The sequence below is a fragment of the Bacillus andreraoultii genome, assembly GCF_001244735.1.
GTDB lineage: Bacteria > Bacillota > Bacilli > Bacillales > Caldibacillaceae > Caldifermentibacillus > Caldifermentibacillus andreraoultii.
Genome location: NZ_LN868937.1, coordinates 675911 through 698615, shown reverse-complemented (window position 1 = coordinate 698615; position 22705 = coordinate 675911). Strand labels below are relative to the sequence as shown.

Sequence of the window (22705 nt, the reverse complement as noted above, 5' to 3'; positions counted from 1 at the left end):
CGATTATTACCTATTTTGTAAAAATTGGTTTTGCCTCTTCCATATTCCACGGTTCATGGCCTTCCTTTTCAGGGTGTTCCTTTAATAATCTTTTCCACGCTTTTTCAGCTACATTTCTTTTTCCTACTTTATAAGCTGCAAGTGAAAACCAATAATAGAACGTGCTCTCCACTTGAATACTGTCATGAATCAGCTTCTTCAACCATTTATAACCTAACTCAAATTGTTCCAAAATTAATAAAGTCACACCTAATTTATAGCGATGATCAACAGAAATCGGATAAACCTTTTTTAACAAATCCAAAAATGGCTCTACATCTTTCCCTAAATGAGAGTGAAGAACTGCTAAGTTACATAATGCATGAAGATTTCCTGGATTTTCAGCAAGCACTTGATTCAATATATCGAAAGCTTTACTATATTTTCCTTGATAAAAATAAGCTAGGGCTAAATTATTGAAGGCAGGCCAAAAACTCGGATATTCGACAATCATTTGCTCCAATAGTGGAGTCGCTTCTTCCAATTCTCCATTTTCCAATAGTCTTCTGGATCGTTCCTGTTTTTCAATGAGCTCATCTTCATAATCAATTTGGTCGTGGAATAGACAAGTGCTTTTAATATCTTGTGCTTCTAAAGAAATAATTTCTAACAAATCTTGCGCATCATTTGTATACTCCCCATTTGGAACATATTTTAAATACAGTTTCACGTGCTCTTTCGCTTCTGCATTTTTCCCCATATATGCATAATTATTTGCTAAAAAATAGTGACATTCATACATATTAGGGTCAATTTCGGAAATGACTTTATATAAAATTTTATTTGAAGTTTCGTAATCACCTAATTCAGCAAGTATAATCGCAAGCTGACAAGCAATGATTGGCTCATTCGGTTCAATGTGATGGGCACGGGTTAAATATTTTTTTGCTTTTGCTAAATCGTTTCTTTCAAAGGCAACGAGCCCTTTCGTAAAATAGAATTCACCCGAGGGATTAAAAACTAATACATTCTCCCCAATTCGTTCATTACTTATATTTTTACTCACAGAACATCCTCCATACAAATCATGATGTTATAAAAAAAGTATCCGGTCTTTTTATACGGTAAAGAAAACTCAGAGACGCTAGAGCCTTTAGGCAACCAAGAGCTGTAGTTCGCCGAAAAAGTTTTTTTCGGGTGCGATGCAATGCTGCTCGAGCTTTCCTTATGCGCTTATGCGTATTGGAAAGTAAGAATGGAAAATTAATACTTTCCTATTAGTTAAAAAATAGACACAATGAACATTTTATCATAAAAGTATTGTATCATAATATCTTTCACAAAGAAATTTACAAGAAAACAGATAAAAGCCCAGCTTCCAGTAATTCGAATATCAATTCGTTTTCTTATACTGGATATGCCTGGGCATACATACATGAACATGATCGAAAAATTTTATTTACGATTCTGGACGTTGTTTTCTTCTTTCCATTTCTTCCTTCGTATAAATCACTCGCATTGGATTTCCGCCAACGAGTGAACCTGGTGGAACATCGCGATGTACTAGAGTTCCCGCAGAAACGACGGCACGATCACCAATTTCAACTCCAGGTAAAATGGTTGAGTTCGCACCAATCATAACCTCATTACCAATCTTTACTTCCCCTAAACGATATTCATCGATTAAATATTCATGGGCTAAAATTGTTGTGTTGTAACCAATGATTGAGTTTTTACCTACCGTTATTTTTTCCGGGAACATAATATCTGGGACAACCATTAAGGCAAAAGCAGTGCGATCGCCTACTTTCATCTTTAATAATTTTCGGTACATCCATAATTTCCAAGAAACAAATGGAGTGTAACGAGCAATTAGGATGACAACGGTATTTTTTAGTACCTTCCAAAACGAAACAGTCTTATAGATTTGCCATAAAGAATTTGCCTCTTTAACTGGGTAACGAGTCGTCCGTCGCATATTACTTCACTCCAACAATTGACAATAACTCCCTCATATCACCAATTAAGTAATCTGGGTTATATTTCTTTAAATAGTCTTCCCCTTGAATCGTCCAAGTTACACCTACAGAACCAACACCGGCATTTTTTGCTCCTTGAATGTCGTGGTACGAATCTCCCACCATCAACGTCTTTTCAGGATTTGCATGTAACATGTTCATTGCTTTATATAGTGGTTCTGGATCTGGTTTTGCCTTTTCCACATCGTCTAATGTAATGACAACTGGAAAATATGAACGAAGATTCGTCTTTTCTAATCCTTTTAATACAGTATCTCGCATTTTTGTTGAAACAACAGCTAATTTCGTCCCTTGTTCTGAAAGTGTATGAATAGCCTCATTTACGCCTGGGAATTCCTGAACTAACTCATCATGGTGGCTTTTATTAAATTTTCTATAATAGTCAACCATCGCCTCTGCCTGATCCGGTGCAATGGAAGAAAAAGATTCGATTAATGTAGGTCCAATAAACTTATAACAGTCTTCTCTTTTGAATTGATGAAAGCCAAAATGCTCAAATGTATGAAGAAAAGACTGCAAAATGAGTTCGTATGTGTTTACTAATGTTCCATCTAAATCAAATAGAATCGTATCAATATTTTGTTTCATAATGCATTTCCTTTCTTTTCACAATAGTCTCTACACGGTTCCAAATTCTCCCTACAATTAAAGTAAGTATAATTGCTGTACAAAGTCGAATGAGGAATAATGGTAATACCGGTATACCTAGTGGGACAAAAATTAATGTATCTTCAACAACAGCATGACAAGCAACAAGGAAAATAAAAGCCAATGTTGTATCTTTTTTCGAAACACCATCTTCCTTTACCGCCTGCAAAAGCACCCCTGCACCATATGCGAGGCCAAATACAAGTCCAGCTGTCAAAACTAATGCAGTATTTTCCTTCATACCAAGGACACGTGTCACAGGACCCATCCATTTCGTGAACATATCAAGCCACTTCAAGTCTTTTAAAATTTGGATTGCAATCATAAGTGGTATGACAATCATTGCTAACTGAAGTATCCCTAATATAGCTTTTTGTAGACCCGTTAAAAAAATAGCCCCTATCCCAACTGGAGACGTTTCACTTGCAGAAACAAGCCCATATTTTGCGATTTCTCCCCCACCTTGCCATAAGAGGTTCATGACAATTGCTGCCAATATCGCTAAACCAATACGCACTGCTAAAATGACCCATAATTTCACACCAGATTTTAAAGCTACACTTGTTTCAATTAAGAGATTATGAGAAAAACTTAACATGATGGCAATAATAAAGACTTCTTTCACCGTTAGCTCTAATGTCAAAATCCCACCGATTGCTGCGTACAAGTTTAATAGATTTCCTAATACGAGGGGAATTGCCGCCTCCCCTGGTAGGCCGAGAATCGACATAAATGGGGCAACTTTTTCAAATAACCATGGTAGAATAGGTGTATATTGCAAAAGCGAGACAATTAATGTTATTGGAAAAATAATTTTCCCTAAAGTCCACGTCGTTCGTAACCCATTCAAAAGACCTTGTTTTACAGAATCAACCAACAATCGACTCCCCCTTTATTGGTGCTCTAACAAATCACTCTGAAAGTCTAGCGCATTCCCTTTGTTCAAATACGATTCAAAATCGAACCAATTAATCTAAATAACGAGGTACATTATTTTTCCGTCTTCTTAGGACGGCAATGATAAGTGCTACACCAATAATGGTGATGGAAATAAGCTGGGCCACACGGATATTTGTATCGAATAAATATAAACTATCTGTCCGTAATCCTTCAATAAAATATCGCCCAATCGAATACCATATTGCATAACATAAGAAAATTTCACCTTGTTTTAAATTTAACCGTCGTAAAAGAAGTAAAATGATGAATCCGACGATATTCCATAACGACTCATATAAAAAGGTCGGATGGTAGTATGTACCTTTAATATACATTTGGTCAATAATAAAATTTGGTAAATGAAGATTTTCCAAAAATTGGCGTGTCACTTCTCCACCGTGTGCTTCTTGATTCATAAAGTTTCCCCAACGACCAATCGCTTGAGCAATAATCAAACTTGGTGCCGCAATATCTGCTAGCTTCCAAAAAGAAATATTTCGCTTCCGACAGAAAACGATGGCTGTAACAACTGCACCAATCAGTGCACCGTGAATCGCAATGCCACCTTCCCAAATGGCAATGATTTTAATTGGATTTAATGCGTAATACTCCCATTCAAAAATAACATAGTAGATTCTCGCACATATAATCGAAATTGGAATCGCCCAAAGTAGAAGATCAGCAAATAATTCATCAGGGAAACCCCGTTTTTTTCCTTCTCGGTTTGCTAATAAATAAGCGACTACGATACCAAATGCGATAATGACTCCGTACCAACGTATTGTGAACGGACCAAAATCAACTGCAATTGGGTTTAAAGGTTCAATTGCATAAAGCATAATACCAACAACTCCTCATAATCAAATGCACCAAACCACGTTTACGCCCAATTTTTCTTAAATCTGCAGATGAGCTTCTTCTGAAAAATCGTGGTGTTCACCAGAGGCTGTAGGCCAACACGATGTTGGTCACTCAGACTGTCATACTATTGTGGCGCCACAAGTCCCGAGTTCCTCTATTTCAGTCGGGGGTTGAAGCCCCCCTCTGAATTGTTTCGTTATTTTATATTCATTGGGACTGTCCAGAAAGTCGTATTTTTGATTTCTAGATGCCCTCTTTTCATGTTTCAAAACCTTGATATATCAACTTTCTTGATTCTCACATTTTTTGGGATATTCCCTTTTCGGACAGCCCCATTCCTTACTAATAGAAGTAAGGGAACCCCTACAATAAAGCTAAACTGTTATGTGTTCATTTTATTGTAGCAAACGGCTATTTATTTTAAAATGATTTAGATCAAGTAAATTTGAATAGTAAGATTGAGCTATTCGAATATTTAGATATTCAGATTTACTTTCCTAAGTTATTTTTCAGTCCGATTAATCGTCATGTTCGCGAATGGTTTCTTGCAATTTTTGTGTGAATTGTTGTGCCGTGTTGACGCCCATCCGTTTTAACCGATAGTTCATTGCTGCAACTTCAATAATAACGGCTAAGTTTCTCCCTGGACGTACCGGTACCGTTAATTTTGGAATCTCAACATCAAAAATTTTCATTGTATCTTCATCCAAACCTAGACGATCATAACGTTTTGTTTGATCCCAGTTTTCTAAATTGATACACATCGTAATTCGTTTATAGGAACGAATTGCTCCTGCACCGAATAAAGTCATCACATCTATAATTCCAAGTCCGCGAATTTCCACTAAATGTTCAATTAATGGAGGAGCATTCCCAACTAGACTATCTTGGTCTTCTTGGCGAATCTCTACACAATCGTCTGCTACAAGACGGTGGCCCCTTTTCACTAACTCTAGTGCAGTCTCACTTTTTCCGACACCGCTTTGACCAGTAATAAGTACACCAACACCATAAACATCAACAAGTACACCATGAATCGCAATGGTTGGTGCAAGCTTAAGTTCTAAATAGTTTGTCAATTGACTAACCATACGCGTTGTTTTTAATGGTGAACGCATAACCGGAACTGCTTCTCGTTCAGAAGCCTCAATTAATTCCTCTGGCACATCTAAACCACGAGTAATAATAATTCCAGGAGTCACATCGGTACAAAGCCGTTGCATCCGAAATTTTCTATCTTCTTCATTCAACTTAGATAGGAAGGAAAGTTCGGTCATTCCTAATAATTGTAACCGGTCTTCCGGATAATAATCAAAAAAACCAGCCATTTCTAAACCTGGTCGTGAAATATCACTCACTGTTACAGGACGATGGATTCCATCTTCCCCACTAATCAACTCCAACTTAAATTTATCCAAAATATCTTTTATTGTGACCTTTGACATGATTGAACTACCTCACTTAGCCTAATTTAGTAAATCATGTGTTGCTGTATTTTCCATTTTACCATTTTTCCATACGAAGACAAAGGAGACAAATAAAAATCACTTTTATTCATCCAGTATGAATGAACGAATCTTCTAAAAGTGTTATAGACGACCAAACCGATTAGAAGTTTGATGAAATGGGCATCTACAAGGGCTATAGACAACCAAATTGGTAAAGAAATTGGTGAAACGGTCATTGAGTGTGTATGGTCGCATTAAAAAACCACAGATTTCAGACTGTGGGTATAGCGAAATTCTTATCTTTTAAAGAAGCCCTCCAATTAAAGGAAGGACTTCGAACGAACCTATTAGATATTTTCATCTGCAAATCCTTTGAGTGCTCGGTTTAGACATAAAACTTTGAATTTAGAAATGCTTTACAACAACAGAACCTGTTTTTGATTCTGCAAAAAGATAGGCTTTATTATGCAAATCGGCTGTTGTATCAAACTTGATTGTTTTTTGAATCATTTCTTTACTTTCATCAATCTTGTACAAGTTTTCAATATTAACAGTAACGTTACCAAAGTTCGATTTAATTTCACCGCTCATTGGCAAACCTTTCACAACATACATTTGTATGCCACCTGTACCACTGGAAAGTTTAGCAGATTTCAAGCCTTCATCTTTCGCATACACATGAATGGCACCGCTAATGGATTCTGCCTCTACCTCTTCATATTGGCCATCAATTGTTATTTTCCCGTTCACTGTTTCTGTCTCTAACTTTTGGATTGCGCATTGTGTTAGTGTAATCGATCCATTTGCCGTTTCTAGATCTGCTGTCTCACCAACACAACCGGATAAACGCATTTGACCATTCGATGTTTGCACATTAAATTTCTTACTATTTACCGACTCGCCCATAATTGAACCATTAAAAACTTTCACATATACTTTCGCGTACTCTCGTTGTGGTACGTAAATTTTCGTATCAACTTTCATAAATTTCTCTTTTGATAAGAATGTCAATCCCTTTTCGTCTACAACAAATTCAATATTGTTTAAAAACCGCTCTTTTCCCGAAATTGGATCTTCTTCACGATATACTTTCCCTTCACACTCAACTCGAACATCGGTATGATCCCAAACCGAAACTTGAACGGAGCCATTTGGGATTTCGACAAAAATATCATTAAAATCCGCGGCGTTTTGTTGAAAAACATGGGATACATTTACAGAATGATGGAAGTCTAAATCCATTTCCTTTAATTTTTTCTTAGCCCCTTCAAATAAATTAAATAACGTTTCTTTCGCTTCTTTTGCAAAATTAGACGACTTCGAATAGTTTGTTCCTTGATCATTCGTATCACTATATTTATGACTGGATTCAAACTCCTCAATCGCTGCGAGTTCACTTGCTTGGTTGTTATCGTTCTCTTTTATCACCGTTTCTATTTTTTCAAGTTCTTCTAATAGTTTTTCAGCTTCTTCAATAGAAATTTGACCATTCTTTACCATTCCTAATATTTTCTTTCGTTCTTCTTTCACAGCTTTCACATTCCTTTCCTTATCAAATCGTCTTATTTTGTTTACGAAATAAATTTGAAAAAGTTTCAATACTTTTTGCCAAGGAACAGTTATTTTTCAGTTCATACGCTGAAACTTCTCATCTTTTCTCGACCAAAATATAAAAAAAGCCGGAATGTATTGAGGATCTCTCTTTCACTTCCAGCTTAAAAAGTACTATTGTTCAATAACTTGTTCTTCTTTTTCTTGAATTATCTTTTTCATTCGTTCACGGTCACGGTCAATAATTCGTTTCAAATAATATCCCGTGTACGATCCATCCGTTTCAGCTACTTGCTCAGGGGTACCTTTGGCGATTACCGTACCACCACGATCGCCACCTTCAGGACCAAGGTCAACAATATAATCTGCCGCTTTTATAACATCCAAATTATGTTCAATAACGACGACCGTGTCACCATTATCTACAAGTCGTTGTAATACATCCAATAGTCGAGCGATATCTTCTACGTGAAGGCCTGTTGTCGGTTCGTCTAAAATGTATAAACTACGTCCATTCGAACGACGATGAAGTTCAGAGGCAAGTTTTACCCGTTGAGCTTCCCCACCTGATAGTGTTGTAGCCGGTTGACCAAGTTTCATATAGCCGAGACCAACATCATAGATTGTCTGTAGTTTCCGTTTAATTTTTGGGATGTTTGTAAAAAACTCTAATGCATCTTCAATCGTCATATCAAGGACGTCAGATATATTTTTCCCTTTATATTTCACTTCGAGCGTTTCCCGGTTATAACGGTGTCCATGACAAACTTCACATGGTACGTAAACGTCAGGGAGGAAATGCATTTCAATTTTTATAATGCCATCCCCTTTACATGCCTCACAACGACCACCTTTTACATTAAAACTAAATCGACCCTTTTTGTAGCCCCGAATTTTCGCTTCATTTGTTGCCGCAAACACATCGCGAATATCATCAAAGACACCCGTGTACGTTGCTGGATTCGATCTCGGAGTTCGACCAATTGGTGACTGGTCAATATCAATCACTTTCTCTAAGTTTTCAATCCCTTTAATTTCTTTATGCTTACCAGGTCTTACCTTTGCTCGATTTAACTTTTGTGCTAATCCTTTATATAAAATTTCATTTACTAATGTACTCTTTCCAGATCCTGAAACACCAGTAATCGCAATAAATGTACCGAGTGGGAATTTCACTCGAATATTTTTCAAGTTATTTTCTTTACCACCAACAACTTCAATGAATTGTCCATTTCCTTTACGCCGCTCTTGAGGTAATGGAATAAATTTTTTCCCAGCTAAATATTGCCCTGTTAATGAATTTGAATCTTGCATCACTTCATTCGGGGTACCAGCGGAAACAATTGTCCCCCCGTGTACACCAGCACCTGGTCCAACATCAATTAAGTAATCCGCCGCAAGCATCGTATCTTCATCATGCTCAACGACAATTAATGTATTCCCAAGATCACGCATATGTTTCATCGTATCAATTAATTTATCATTATCGCGTTGATGTAACCCAATTGAAGGCTCATCTAATATATAAAGAACACCAGTAAGTTGCGAACCAATTTGTGTTGCTAACCGAATTCGCTGCGCCTCCCCACCAGAAAGTGTTCCAGCCGAACGACTTAATGTTAAATAGTCCAATCCGACATTTACGAGGAAGCCAAGGCGTTCATGAATTTCGCGTAAAATTAATCGGGCGATATTTTGCTCTTTTTCACTCAATTCTAGGGAAGCGAAAAAGTTGAGTGCCTCTTGAATCGATAATTGAGTCACTTCACCAATATGAAGGTCATTCACTTTCACAGCTAACGTTTCTTTTTTTAACCGATATCCTTTACATGTTGGACAATGACTTTGTGCCATATATTTTTCCATTTGTTCTCTCGTGTAATCAGACGTGGATTCTCGAAAACGTCGCTCAATATTATGAACAACCCCTTCAAATTCAATATCCGTATCCCGAATCATCCCAAAATCATTCTCATAATGAAAATGAATAAGTTCACCATCAGATCCGTATAAAATTTTATCCATTAAATGTTCGGGAATGTCATTTACTGGAACGTCCATATCAATCCCGTAATGCTCGCAAACAGATTGCAATAACTGTGGGTAATATTGTGAACTAATCGGTTCCCATGGTGCAATCGCGCCTTCCTTTAAAGATAAATTCTTATCGGGAATGACTAAATCAAGATCCACTTCTAATTTCGAACCGATACCATCACAATCAGGACAAGCACCAAATGGACTATTAAATGAAAACATTCTTGGCTCTAATTCGCCAATAGAAAAACCACAGTATGGACAAGCATGCAATTCACTAAAAAGCAATTCTTCTTGACCAATTACATCGATCACAACCCGACCTTCTCCTAATTTCAATGCTGTCTCTAACGAATCGGTAAGACGTGCTTGAACACCGTCTTTTACAATAATTCGGTCAACAACGACATCTATCGAGTGTTTTTTATTTTTATCTAATTCAATTTCTTCAGCTAAGTCTTGCATTTCCCCATTCACACGAACACGGACGAAACCTTGTTTTTTAATATCTTCAAGTACCTTTACGTGAGCTCCTTTTCTTCCCGATACAACTGGGGCTAACACTTGTATTCGAGTTCGTTCAGGGTATTCCAATATTCGGTCGACCATTTGTTGAATCGTTTGCGACGTAATTTCTATACCGTGAATCGGACAGATTGGATGCCCAATTCGTGCATAAAGTAAACGTAAATAGTCATATATTTCAGTAACTGTACCAACTGTCGAGCGAGGGTTTCGGCTTGTTGTCTTTTGGTCAATAGAAATCGCAGGTGACAATCCTTCAATCGAATCAACATCTGGTTTATCCATTTGTCCTAAAAATTGCCGTGCATAAGCAGATAGAGACTCGACATAGCGACGTTGCCCTTCTGCGTAAATTGTATCAAATGCTAAAGAAGACTTACCCGAGCCAGATAATCCAGTTAATACAACTAATTGATTACGAGGAATATTGACATCAATATTTTGTAAATTATTCGTCCGGGCACCTCTTACAATGATTTCATCTTTCATTAGACCGTCACCTTTCTGCTTTCAACTCTAAAACTAAATCCCTTAATTCTGCTGCGCGTTCAAAATCAAGTGCTTTGGCCGCTTCCTTCATTTCTACTTCTAATTTTTGGATTAATTTCTCTCGTTCTTTCTTAGACAATTTTTCATATTTCACTGTACCTTTATTTTCTTCTTGATCGTCAGCTACTTGTGTTGCGCGAATCACATCATGAATTTCTTTTTGAATCGTTTTCGGTGTAATCCCATGTTTTTTATTGTAGTCTTCTTGAATTTTCCGGCGCCGCTTTGTTTCCTTAATCGCAATTTCCATCGATCCCGTAATTCGATCTGCATACATAATTACCATTCCGTTCGCATTTCGCGCCGCACGCCCAATCGTTTGAATGAGCGAACGTTCCGAACGTAAGAAACCTTCTTTATCTGCATCTAATATTGCTACGAGGGACACTTCCGGAATATCTAACCCTTCCCGTAACAGGTTAATACCAACAAGAACATCATATTTTCCTAACCGTAAATCCCGAATAATCTCAATTCGTTCTAACGTTTTTATTTCCGAATGTAAATATTGAACTTTTATTCCTAATTCCTTCAAATAATCGGTTAAATCCTCAGACATCTTTTTCGTTAATGTCGTCACTAACACACGTTCATTTTTCTTAATTCGCTCTTGAATCTCACCAAATAAATCATCTATTTGTCCTTTAATTGGTCGCACTTCGATAATCGGGTCAAGCAATCCCGTTGGCCGAATAATTTGTTCTACAACGGTCGGACAATGCTCTATTTCATATGGCCCGGGTGTTGCTGAAACATAAACAATTTGGTTTATATGCTTTTCAAATTCGTCAAAGCGTAATGGACGGTTATCGAGCGCGGATGGTAACCGAAAACCATGCTCAACTAATACGTTTTTACGTGCTTGGTCACCGTTATACATCCCTCGAATTTGCGGTATCGTAACATGTGACTCATCGACTACGATTAAGAAATCATCAGGAAAATAGTCAATCAATGTATAGGGTGTTGCCCCTGCCTCACGTAAAGTTAAGTGGCGCGAGTAATTTTCAATACCAGAACAAAAACCCATCTCCCGCATCATTTCTAAATCATAATTTGTACGCTGTTCCAAACGTTGTGCTTCTAGTAACTTATTTTGCTCACGGAGTTCTTTCAAACGTTCTTGTAGTTCTTGTTCAATATTTTTTATCGCAACTCGCATTTTCTCTTCTCTCGTAACATAGTGAGATGCAGGATAAATGGCCACATGTTCGCGATCTCCTATAATTTCACCGGTCAACGCATCAACTTCACGAATGCGATCAATTTCATCCCCGAAAAATTCTACCCGTATACAATGCTCATCTCGGGAAGATGGAAAAATCTCAACAACATCCCCACGAACTCGGAATGTCCCACGATGAAAATCAATATCATTACGTGTATATTGAATGTCCACGAGTTTTCGCAGTAATGCATTCCTTTCAATCTCTGTACCAACTCGTAACGATAAAACAAGCTCTTTATATTCTTCAGGCGAACCTAAACCGTATATACAAGAAACACTCGCAATAATAATAACATCACGACGCTCAAATAAAGCGGATGTTGCTGAGTGACGTAATTTATCAATCTCATCATTAATACTTGCATCCTTCTCAATATACGTATCTGTCTGAGGGACATACGCTTCTGGTTGATAATAATCATAATAACTGACAAAGTATTCAACGGCATTATTTGGAAAAAACTCTTTAAACTCACTATACAACTGTCCAGCTAATGTTTTATTATGTGCAATAACTAATGTTGGTTTATTCACTTCTTTAATTACATTCGATATTGTAAACGTTTTACCTGTTCCTGTTGCACCAAGTAATGTTTGATGTTTCTTTCCTTCTTTAATCCCTTGAACCAATTGTTTAATTGCTTCTGGCTGGTCTCCGTCAGGTTTATACTTCGAGACTAGCTCAAATTTCGTATCGAATAGCTCCATCCATTTCACCCCATTCATAGTTACCCTCGTTCATATTTGCTAAATTTATTTTACCAAAACAAGAACTGAAAAACTACTATTTCACGAACGAATATTCGATTATTTTATTCACATCTAAATCGACTGTACGCTTGTTTTTTAAAATCCCTTATGTGCATAACCTAATAGAGTTATACACAATTTCCGAAATCTTTATCCACAACTTTTCGAAATATTATCCACATTTCTAGTTTCTATAACATACTATGAGGCTTTTGTATATTGTTTTTCTTACATGGCGGATGTGCACTTTAAACAAGGACTTGCTTTTATCACAGTATATTTTCACTTTTAAAAAGCAATCTCTAAGTAAAAATAGTTCTGAGAAAAGAGCCAAAAACAAAGACTGCTTAGCGTAATCGGTAAGCAATCTGTTTTTACATAGGATGCATTTGTATTTTTATTGCTGTTTTTTAAACTTTTTCACCATACGTCGGGAATACCAAAATCCAACCGTCAAGGAGATTCCATCAATAATAATTAATGGCCACGAATGTGTGTATCCTTTATATGCGGAAACCGAGATAAGTGCTAAAGCGAGCAACGTACCGACAATATGGTTATACGTCACACGTGTAAATAAAATCACTAATAAACAAGGAAAAATAAGTCCAGCAATTAATTTCCCAACCATATCCTCACTCCAAAATATATTAAGGTATTTGCCTACTTGTATTATTTTTTATCATACCATACTTTTCAAATTTCTCTCGTTTTAAAACATGTTCAAAAAAGGATACAATAACGAATCTAGTGCTTATTCAAACTGGATATTTATTGTTCTAACATTAGAATAAACTTCCCCAAGGTTATCAACAAAATTTATCTTTATATATCTAAATAAACGTTTTGAATTGTATATGAATTTATACTTCTGTGAATAATCATGTTGATACTGTGGATAATTTGTGCTTTTCCTGTGATTAACTAATTGGTTACTGTGGAAATTCACTTATGACTTGTGGATAAACTGCATTTGATTGTGGATAATATTTTTCCCTTTCGTATTTATGGCTTTTCGTTTAACATTTCCGAAAAGGGATTGTCTCAACTAAAAAGATTAGGTATAGTAAAAATGATTGTGACATTAATCACAATAGTAATCATGATAGGAGAGTTTCTATGGCAAATACTCCACTAAACACAGCTATACAGCTTTCTATTAAAAAAGCATCGTTATTAACGAACGCACCTTGGAAGTTTTGGACAAAAGCAATGCTTGCAGGCGTCTATATTTCTTTCGCTGTTATTTTTTCATTTAAAATTGGAGATGCCTTTCTCACTTCTGGTTCTCCTGCAACCTCCCTTATGGCAGGGCTAGCTTTTTCACTCGCTCTCATACTCATTGTCATTGGTGGTGGGGAGTTATTCACAGGGAACACGATGTATTTAACTATGGGTGCACTTGATAAACGAAATTCTGTAAAAGAACTACTTCATGTTTGGTTTGCCACGTATTTCGGCAATTTAATTGGCGTTTTCTTTTTCACGTTTTTATTCGTACAAACTGGATTATTTAAAGATATACCTGCAGACCATTATTTAATGACCGCAGTTGCAGGAAAAATCAACTTAACAACGGGTGAAATGTTCTTCCGAGGCATTCTTTGTAACTGGCTCGTTTGTCTTGCTATTTGGCTTCCACTGCAAACTGATAACTTCGCAGCAAAAGTAATGTTAATCATGATGACTGTCACATCATTCTTCGTATCCGGCTATGAACATAGTATCGCAAACATGGCCTTATTCTCGATTTCATTATCAGTACCACATCCGGATACAATCACACTCATCGGTTCACTGCATAACTTACTAATTGTCTCACTAGGAAATATCGTTGGTGGAGGACTCTTCGTCGGAGCAGCGTATTGGTATGTGAATAACGAAGGAAATGGTAAAACGGTCACAATTGTAGATAGCAAGAGGAAACAAAATATTGGAGGAAAATAGTATAAATTTGTTGGGGCAATCCAGGAAGTCGTAATTTTGATTTCTGGATGCCCTTTTCGTGTTTCAAAGCCTAGGTATATCAATATTCTTGATTATTACATTTTTGGGTATATCCACTTTTCGGATAGACCATTTTTTGGCTACTAAACATGTTTCTTCATGATCATAAATAAAACATTTTAATTTGATGTGCTATTTCATAAATTAAGTGCTCTTCAACAGTTTGAATCTTTTTATCACTTTTACGAATATGTGCTATTGACCTCATATTAACCACCCAAATTCACTTCATAAATCACCTTCATTATACTACTTTAGAACTATAAAGTGGTATTATATTGGTGAAAATTTAATAATTAGTTAGAGCACAACTATCCACGACTACTAACAAAAACCACCCAAAAGCCGATTAAAGCTTCAAGGTGGTTCTGCTTATCTATATTTCTATTTATTTATCTAGATGGTTATCGCATATTTTACTCACGCTAACGAATGGCCACCAGTTGGCTTTGCCGAAGATTTTGACAACGACTGGTATGAATAGTGGTAGCATGATGACCGAGTATAAGACGAGTCCGGTGATGACGACGGTGGCGATTTGTAATAGTGATAGAACACCACTTGGAAGCATTGCTGCAAATGTACCACCAAGAATAATCACAGCCGAGATGATGACTGATCCCATAGAGCCCATAGCGAGAATCATTGCTTTATCAACTGGTTCATCTCGATATTCGTTGAAACGACCCATTAAGAAAATACTATAATCGACACCAAGGGCCATTAAAATAACGAACGAGAAGAATGGTACGGCCCATGTTAAACCGTCATAACCGAGCAAGTTAACGAACACGGCTTCCGTAATTCCCATTGTTGTGTAATACGTGATGAGGAGAGAGGCGACAATGTAAATCGGCATAATTAGTGAACGGAATAAAATCACTAATACGATGAAAATTCCGATCAACATGTATACAACCGTACGTGAGAAGTCTTGATCACTCATTGTCCCTAAGTCATGGTACGTACTTGTTACACCGCCGACTGCTACTTGTGCATTTTCTAATTTGGTCCCTTTTACTGCTCGTTCCACTGCTGCTTTCAATTCACCGACTTCACCAATCGCTTCTGTGGAATATGGGTTTTTACTAAAGATCACATCGAGTGTTGCTACCTTTTTGTCTGGTGATAAATAAGTATCTAGCACTTGCTCGAATTCTTCATTTTCTAATACTTCATCTGGTATAAAGATACCGGAACTCTCATCGCTTTCTGCAAGATCACCGAGGAATCCTTCTGCATCTTTAAATCCATCGTGAATTTGAGTAAGCCCATCAACACTTTGTCCAAGACCGTCTGTTAATTGACCAAATTGGCCCCCTAACCCTGAGAAACCGTTAAGTAATTGTTGTTGGCCAGCATTCACTTGACCAAGACCTGAGCTTACTTCTGGTAATTTGCTCACAATGGTTCCTTGACCATTTGCCGCAGTTGTCAGGCCTTTTTCTAACTCACCAAGTCCTGCAATTAATTGTTCCATTCCTTGAATTAACTGACCTTGTCCGTCATTGATTTTACTGAAGTTTTCATTTGCTGTTTTCATTCCTACTGTAACTTGACCGAGGCCTTTATTTAATTCAAACAACCCACCAGCAAGTTTCGGTAAGTTTTCTTGCAAAGCTCCATAATACAGTTTAATTCCTGCCAAGCTTTGTACAGCACCTTGTTGCGCTTCACTAACTTCTTGACTGTTTAAATAACCTTCTAAATACGTAAAGGCTTGTTCTAATTGGCCTAATTGACTATGTAAGCCATTTAATCCTTTTTCAATATTTTCATAGTTTGAATGGATGGTTGCTAAGTTTGTTTGTATTTCTTTATAACTATTCACAAGCTGTTTATAACCATCTAACATTGTTTCTGCATTTTTCTTAATTTCTGCTATTCCCTTTTTCGCTTCTCCAGCGCCCATGGAACCTTGACGAACTCCATCTTCAATTTGTTTCAAACCTGTTTGCAGATCGGTGATTCCTGTTTGTAGTTCTTTCGTACCGGAAATTAATGAGCTAATCCCGTCTGTTGCTTCTGTAATTTGAGGTGTGGAGGCAACAAGCTCTGAGTTCGCTTCATCTAGACCATCACGAATTTGTTTAATGCCATCATTTCCTTCATTAATTCCATCTTTTAACGTTTCTGCTTGTTTCGCAATTTGTAAGTCTTCTAGTTTTTCCCCAGTCGGACGTGTAAGGGAACGAACAATATCAACTCCATCGACTTTTTCTAATTCGGCACTAATGTTTTCCATAATGCCCATGTAATCCGTTTTATCCATTTCTTCATCATTTTTAAGAACGACCGTTGTTGGCATCGCTTGACCTGGTCCAAAGCTCTTTTCAATAATATCGAATCCTTTTACTGAGTTGTACCCTTCACCAATTTCATCCATCGAATTGTAGGATAAACCACCATCATACGTTAAAATAAATGGAACAGTAATTGCGGCAACAATTAACAATGAAACAATCGGTCTAGCAAAAGAGATTCGTCCGGCAAATGTCCAAAGACGACTCGGTTTATGTTCCAAACTTCCTTTCACTGGCCAAAAAATCTTTTTCCCAAGAACAGCCATGAAAAATGGAACAATCGTAAACAACGCAATAAGTAAAACAACTATCCCAACGGCAACGGCAGAAGCGGATTGATACAATTTAAATTGTGAAAAACCAATGACGGCAAATCCGATTAAAACGGCGATTCCACTAAATAACACAGTTTTACCTGCATGTTTGTACGTTTCTACAATCGCGTCAGACAAACTTTCCTGAATAGAAAGTTCTTCCTTAAACCGACTCAATAACAATATCGAATAGTCTGTACCAATCCCGAACAGTACGGCAACTAAGAAAATCTGTGTAAAGTTCGATAACGGGAAATTAACATAGTCTACTAGAAACGCGACAATCGATTGTGATGCCAAATAACTAATTCCTACTGTAATTAACGGAATAAATGGTGTAACAATTGAACGGAATACAGCGATGAGAACGATAAGAATAAATACGACCGTAATCGATTCAGTTTTTTTCAACCCAGCTTCCGATGTTAAAACCACATCCTCATCGATAAAAGAAGAACCCGTATAATAGTGTTCAAGTTTTACATGATCAATCGCTTTATATAAATCAGCACTTAGTTGATGGGCAGAGCGGCCTTCCCAATCAACGGTTAACGATACGAGAATCGTTTTACCATCTTTTGCGAATAATTGATCTTTAAGTTCTTTTTGATCAAAATGAGTTAAAATTTCTTTAATTCCAAGTTTGTCTTTTTGTTCTTCTAATTCTTTTACGGCATTTTTCGCTTCATCGAGATCCGCATCTGATAGCCCATCTTTGTTGTGAAAAACAAGGGCAACGGATGTTGTTTCTTTTGTTCCTTTTTGTTGATTGATTTTATCTAAAATTTGTTGGGCTTCTTTTGAAGAATAACCGTCTGGTACATCCAATTGACCTTTTTCCCGAACGAGATTGGCCATGTTTGGTGCGGTCAAAAGTAAAATAACAACAGCTGCAATCCATGCGACAACAATCAGCCATTTTGCCTTTATAATTCCTCTCATCGTGTTTCCTCCATTCGCTTATGTAGATAAAATAGCGTATTCTATATTACTGCATTTCTCTCAATACATTTGCTAGCTTTTCATATGTTCGAATGAATGTTTCAATTTCTTCTTGTCCGAATTGCTGAATGATTGATTCGACCAAATTAAATACACGTGCCTCGGTTTTTTCAAATAATGTTCTACCCTCTTTTGTTAACGTTAAATACAGTACTCGGCGGTCATTTTTATCTTGAACTCGTTCGATCATATTTTTTTCAACAAGTCTATTCATAATCGCTGTAATGGCACTTTTTTGAACTGAAAAAGCTTCAGCTAGTTCTGTAGTTGTACATCTTTGGCGACTATAAATGTAACGTAGTAAGTAATGTTGATCATTCGTTACCTCTTCACCAATTTCTTCTTTCGTTAATGCTTCACCCCGCTTCCAAACTTCATGGGTTAACTCAATGTAGCGATCGACCAACTCATGGATGTCCATCTTGTCCATTTATATCAAATCCCTTTTATTATATTAGTTAATCATGTGAACTATTCAAGTCATTAACTATTTCAACATATTCTATCATCGACTTGCCAATGCATCAATAGCTATTTTTAGTAAAAGTACCAACGAATGATGGGTGAAATTTTAGTAGGAAAGTCATTATCATACAGAGAAGAGGAAAAGTTGATTGTGGATCATCCTTCTTTAATGAGTTTTATTTTACAGTAGTTGTTACGATAAAAAATATAAGAAAAAATACCGCGCCAAAAGAATAAGCACGCGTATCTTGTTAACGTTTGGTGAGAATGCCTTTTAAGATTTGTAAACTATTCTGGGAAGGTGATTTTACGAATGTGTTTGCAATGAATTTCGCTCGTTACTCTTTTATCGTATTGGCAATGCTGTATTTACCCATATTCCCCACTATTTACAACTTTTGAATGATTAAATTCATTGATTCGCTCAACTACAAATTCGTCGCCTTGTTAATCTTCTGTATCTCAACCTTTTTCCCTCTTAATCTCATTGGTAATATCTCTTTACGGTGTATGGTGTGTTATATCAAGTTTATCTTTTTTTTATTTTTCCAGCTATATTCATAGGATTCTCCGTTATTTAGATCTACTGTCACCAAATAAAAAAATGGATACACTCCGGCTTCCAGTCTAGTAACTTGTATCTTTTGTATCTCTTTTAAATCTATATTTTTTTCATGAAACAAATCATAAGTAGCAGCGACTAATATTTCTTCACGCTCATCAATATCACCTATTTTATAATTCTTATATTTAACATATCCTATGATCCCTAACAACGCTAATACGATAACTAAATTTAAAATTAATAACTTTTTCATAAAAAGACTCCATTAAAATTTTTCATTCTATTCAAGAGGTTGGCATATTTCATTAAAGACTTAAAATGATAGTTAACTAGACTACCACATTTTGGAAGGGAGATTAAGTAAATGAAAAAAGTTAGCATGTGTATTAGTATACTCTTTTTGCTATTGGGTATAGGCATAACTCAAGTTTCAGCTAATTCTATTGATTTTGATGATGAACAACTAAATAAAGAATTTGAGAAAGTATTGGAAAGTATTCCTGATGGCGAATATAGCTTTGAGAGTGATTCGAACATCAGCACACAAGCAACTAAAAATCAGTATAAACCTAGAGCAGAAGATATATTATACACTCCAAGTACACAGTGTAAAAATGACAAAAATATTTGTAAAGGAATTTCAGGACATGTTGGAATAGTACATTCAAATGGTTCTTCCGTTATACATACTGCTGGAAAGAATTCTAAACCTAAAGTTATCTCAAAAGACACTTGGTTCAAAAATTATAAAAAAAATTGTTATCAGACCAAACAACTTCACAACAGGAAAAAAAGCTTCAACCTGGGCAAAAATTACTATGGACCTGGAGGGAAAGGTGCTAATAAATCTTATAAAGTAACTTTTGAAAATAACCTTAGAGAGTCTCTAAAAACTAAAACTACTTATTGCTCTTTAATTGTATGGCAAGCATATTACTTTGGTGCAAATCAATATTTATCTGTAGGAGATCCCATCCCACCTAAAGCCTTTGTTACATTTGCAAGTTACCATAAAATGACTAACCATATGAAAATTGGTTACTATGTAATAAGAAATAAAAAGGCTAAAAGTTTAGCCTTTTTATTTCATTATTTAACTAAAGGCTTAAGAGTCACCTATATCTTCTATATTTCCTTTTTCGTACTCCGATTTTGATTTATTGAGACTGACACAATCTATCTTATGTTTTATTGACTAACTCATCTTTCTATCCATAGGCTTTTTTTTGGAATAGTTGCTCATTATTCTGCTCCTTATATAAAATAATTTTGGATTTTCCAGTTCCACATGGAAATATGGAATATCCACTTCATCATATTATTTAAATAACAGGTACCCCATAAGGGTATAAATAAACAATAATTCATAATCACCTGAACTGATACTGTTACGCTAATTTTTCCGCTAATGAAATAAACTCTTCCGCATCTTGTGCCGCTAATTTTATTCCTGCTTCCCAGAAATCTGGTTTCGTCACATCCACACCAAGATGTTTCATCGCTAGCTCTTCTACTTTCATCGAGCCAGTATCACGTAATAGGGCAATATATTTTTCCTCAAAGCCATTTGGACTTTTCAAAAATTCTGCATAAATTCCTAAGCTGAACAAGTATCCAAATGTGTACGGGAAGTTATAAAATGGCACATCATCAATGAAGAAATGCAATTTACTACACCAGAAATGCGGGTGATAACTCGCTAAACTATCGCAAAATGCTTCTTTTTGCGCCTCCAACATTAACTCATTCAATCGTTGTTCGGAAACAATCCCTTTCGCCCGTTCCGCATAAAAAGCATTTTCAAAAATAAATCGCGCATGAATATTCATAAACATCGCAATGGCATTTCCCATTTTATCATTTAAAAGAGAAAGCTTCTCGCCATCTGTTTTTGCATTTGTAACTGTTGCATTGCCAATAATCGTTTCAGCAAACGTACTTGCTGTTTCGGCAACATTCATTGCATAGTTCCGATTTAATGTAGGTAAATCACGCATGACATGACTATGGAACGCATGACCTAATTCATGAGCAAGGGTACTCGTGTCACTTGAAGAGCCAGTAAATGTCATAAATATACGGGACTCACCAAATTCTGGTAAGTCTGTACAATACCCACCTGGTCGTTTATTCGGGCGATCTTCTGCTTCAACCCAACGATTTTCTAAGGCATATTTCGCAAAATCGGCTAACTTCGGTCCAAAACTGGCAAAATGTTCAATAACAAAATCACAAGCTTCATCATATGTAAAACGAGTTGGTTTTGTATCTCCAAGGGCAACAGGAGCATCCACGTCTTGCCAACCAAGTTTCTCCATCCCTAATAATTTCGCTTTTTGCTTCAAAAATTTAACAAAAGGTTCTTTATTATTCGCAACTGCTGTCCACATCGCATCCAAAGTTTCTTTTGTCATCCGATTATATTCGAGCGGCTCTTCTAAATAGTCCTTCCGATTATGGAAATTTTGTAATGTAAGGCGATAACCGTCTAGGTGATTTAATGTATCGGTAAAAATCGGTGCAAACTTTTCCCACGCTGCTTCCCAATTTTCGAATAACTGTTTACGTACAGCTGGATCTGGGTCGGCATACATTCGATTCATTGCTTGCCCAACAGATAATTGTGTCGTTTTTCCATCATTGTCTGTGAATGGAATGGTCATGATGGAAACCGTTGTATCATAAAGCTTGCTCCATGCCGTTAACCCATCTTTATTTAATTCTGTAATAATTTTTTCTTCTGCTTCAGATAAAAGACGCTTTCCTTGATCTCGTATTTCATTTAACGCAAAAGCAACCTCAGTTAATTCTCCATCTTGTAAAAGTGTATCCCAATCCGAATCCGATATCGCAACTAATTTTTTCGTGAAAATCGTATAAATATTTTCCAATTTGCTATCTAAATCAAGAACTTGGCCCATGACAACATTTGCATATTCGTCGTTCGTAAATGCATCATGCCACATTTGAACAAAAGTTGCTGATTGAGCAAGTCCCTTTTCAATTGTTTCATGCTTTTTTAAAATCGCTTTGAATGGTTCGGCTGATTTGTTTTCTGCAAAATTCCAAGCTGTAATTAACTTTTCATATTCCTCGATTTGTTCACCAATTTTCTTTAGTTTCGCTTGTAATTCCGGTGATTTCGTTCCACCAGGTATAATGGAATCTAAATCCCAAGTGTCTATATATTTCATATCTGTCACTCCTTTTTTATAGATATTTCCATTTTAAAGCTTTTTACCCGAAATGGAAACAATTGGTTACTAATTTGCATGATTTTTTCAAACATTAGGAGATAAGTGACTTCTCTTAACAAAAAAGGGGAGGCGCTAAAACGAATAAAACGTAGAAGGATGTGTGTGTCCTTCGACGAGGATGTGCTATTACAAAGGATACGTAGAAAGGTTATATGTGCCAACTTCCAAAATAACAAAAGGACTGTCCAGAAAGTCATATTTTGGTTTCCGGATGCCCCTCTCCATGTTTCACAACTTT

General features: G+C 36.4%; 16 protein-coding genes. 2 read left to right on the top strand and 14 right to left on the bottom strand.

The genetic code is table 11. From position 1 onward, the window contains the following. Window positions 1–10: 10 nt before the first annotated feature. The 10 genes from BN2144_RS08485 to BN2144_RS08440 all read right to left on the bottom strand — a co-directional run bounded on the left by BN2144_RS08485 (window position 11) and on the right by BN2144_RS08440 (window position 13185). Window positions 11–1045 carry a tetratricopeptide repeat protein gene (locus BN2144_RS08485; RefSeq protein ID WP_050632265.1) on the bottom strand — a complete coding sequence of 345 codons (1035 nt, stop codon included), beginning with the start codon at window positions 1043–1045 and terminating at the stop codon, window positions 11–13. 393 nt (window positions 1046–1438) lie between these two features. Continuing rightward, window positions 1439–1957, bottom strand: coding sequence for an acyltransferase (locus BN2144_RS08480; protein ID WP_033827851.1), 519 nt, complete (start codon window positions 1955–1957; stop codon window positions 1439–1441). Window position 1958: 1 nt separating this feature from the next. Beyond that, window positions 1959–2606, bottom strand: a complete 648-nt coding sequence (ppaX, locus tag BN2144_RS08475; RefSeq protein WP_033827850.1) for a pyrophosphatase PpaX — start codon at window positions 2604–2606, stop codon at window positions 1959–1961. Then, entirely contained in the window at window positions 2590–3546 is a 957-nt protein-coding gene (locus BN2144_RS08470; protein ID WP_033827849.1) for a nucleoside recognition domain-containing protein, read from the bottom strand. The genes ppaX and BN2144_RS08470 overlap by 17 nt, the downstream gene beginning before the upstream one ends. 88 nt (window positions 3547–3634) lie before the next feature. After that, complete coding sequence (gene lgt, locus BN2144_RS08465; protein WP_033827848.1) at window positions 3635–4444, bottom strand: prolipoprotein diacylglyceryl transferase; 810 nt, start codon at window positions 4442–4444, stop codon at window positions 3635–3637. A gap of 540 nt (window positions 4445–4984) precedes the next feature. Continuing rightward, window positions 4985–5911, bottom strand: coding sequence for an HPr(Ser) kinase/phosphatase (gene hprK / locus BN2144_RS08460; protein WP_033827847.1), 927 nt, complete (start codon window positions 5909–5911; stop codon window positions 4985–4987). Window positions 5912–6319: 408 nt separating this feature from the next. Further along, a complete protein-coding gene (locus tag BN2144_RS08455; RefSeq protein WP_139017871.1) occupies window positions 6320–7444 on the bottom strand; it encodes a DUF4097 family beta strand repeat-containing protein in 1125 nt (374 codons plus the stop codon). A gap of 195 nt (window positions 7445–7639) precedes the next feature. Continuing rightward, entirely contained in the window at window positions 7640–10516 is a 2877-nt protein-coding gene (gene uvrA, locus BN2144_RS08450; RefSeq protein ID WP_033827845.1) for an excinuclease ABC subunit UvrA, read from the bottom strand. 7 nt (window positions 10517–10523) lie between these two features. Then, on the bottom strand, window positions 10524–12512 hold the full coding sequence (gene uvrB / locus BN2144_RS08445; protein WP_033827958.1) for an excinuclease ABC subunit UvrB: 1989 nt from the start codon (window positions 12510–12512) through the stop codon (window positions 10524–10526). Between the two features lie 439 nt (window positions 12513–12951). Further along, complete coding sequence (locus BN2144_RS08440) at window positions 12952–13185, bottom strand: CsbA family protein (RefSeq protein ID WP_033827844.1); 234 nt, start codon at window positions 13183–13185, stop codon at window positions 12952–12954. Window positions 13186–13673: 488 nt separating this feature from the next. Here BN2144_RS08440 and BN2144_RS08435 point away from each other — a divergent pair, with 488 nt between their 5' ends. Beyond that, a complete protein-coding gene (locus BN2144_RS08435; protein ID WP_033827843.1) occupies window positions 13674–14501 on the top strand; it encodes a formate/nitrite transporter family protein in 828 nt (275 codons plus the stop codon). A 448-nt stretch (window positions 14502–14949) separates the two neighbouring features. Here BN2144_RS08435 and BN2144_RS08430 read toward each other — a convergent pair whose 3' ends face one another. From BN2144_RS08430 to BN2144_RS08420, 3 genes are all read right to left on the bottom strand, one after another. Beyond that, window positions 14950–18120: an MMPL family transporter gene (locus tag BN2144_RS08430; protein ID WP_042337788.1), complete on the bottom strand. Its 3171-nt coding sequence runs from the start codon at window positions 18118–18120 to the stop codon at window positions 14950–14952. Between the two features lie 46 nt (window positions 18121–18166). Continuing rightward, window positions 18167–18610 carry a MarR family winged helix-turn-helix transcriptional regulator gene (locus BN2144_RS08425; protein WP_033827842.1) on the bottom strand — a complete coding sequence of 148 codons (444 nt, stop codon included), beginning with the start codon at window positions 18608–18610 and terminating at the stop codon, window positions 18167–18169. 553 nt (window positions 18611–19163) lie between these two features. Beyond that, window positions 19164–19463: a hypothetical protein gene (locus BN2144_RS08420; protein WP_033827841.1), complete on the bottom strand. Its 300-nt coding sequence runs from the start codon at window positions 19461–19463 to the stop codon at window positions 19164–19166. A gap of 111 nt (window positions 19464–19574) precedes the next feature. Here BN2144_RS08420 and BN2144_RS08415 point away from each other — a divergent pair, with 111 nt between their 5' ends. Then, window positions 19575–20366 carry a hypothetical protein gene (locus BN2144_RS08415; protein WP_033827840.1) on the top strand — a complete coding sequence of 264 codons (792 nt, stop codon included), beginning with the start codon at window positions 19575–19577 and terminating at the stop codon, window positions 20364–20366. A 232-nt stretch (window positions 20367–20598) separates the two neighbouring features. Here BN2144_RS08415 and BN2144_RS08410 read toward each other — a convergent pair whose 3' ends face one another. Beyond that, window positions 20599–22404, bottom strand: a complete 1806-nt coding sequence (locus BN2144_RS08410) for a M3 family oligoendopeptidase (protein ID WP_033827839.1) — start codon at window positions 22402–22404, stop codon at window positions 20599–20601. Between the last annotated feature and the right edge of the window lie 301 nt (window positions 22405–22705).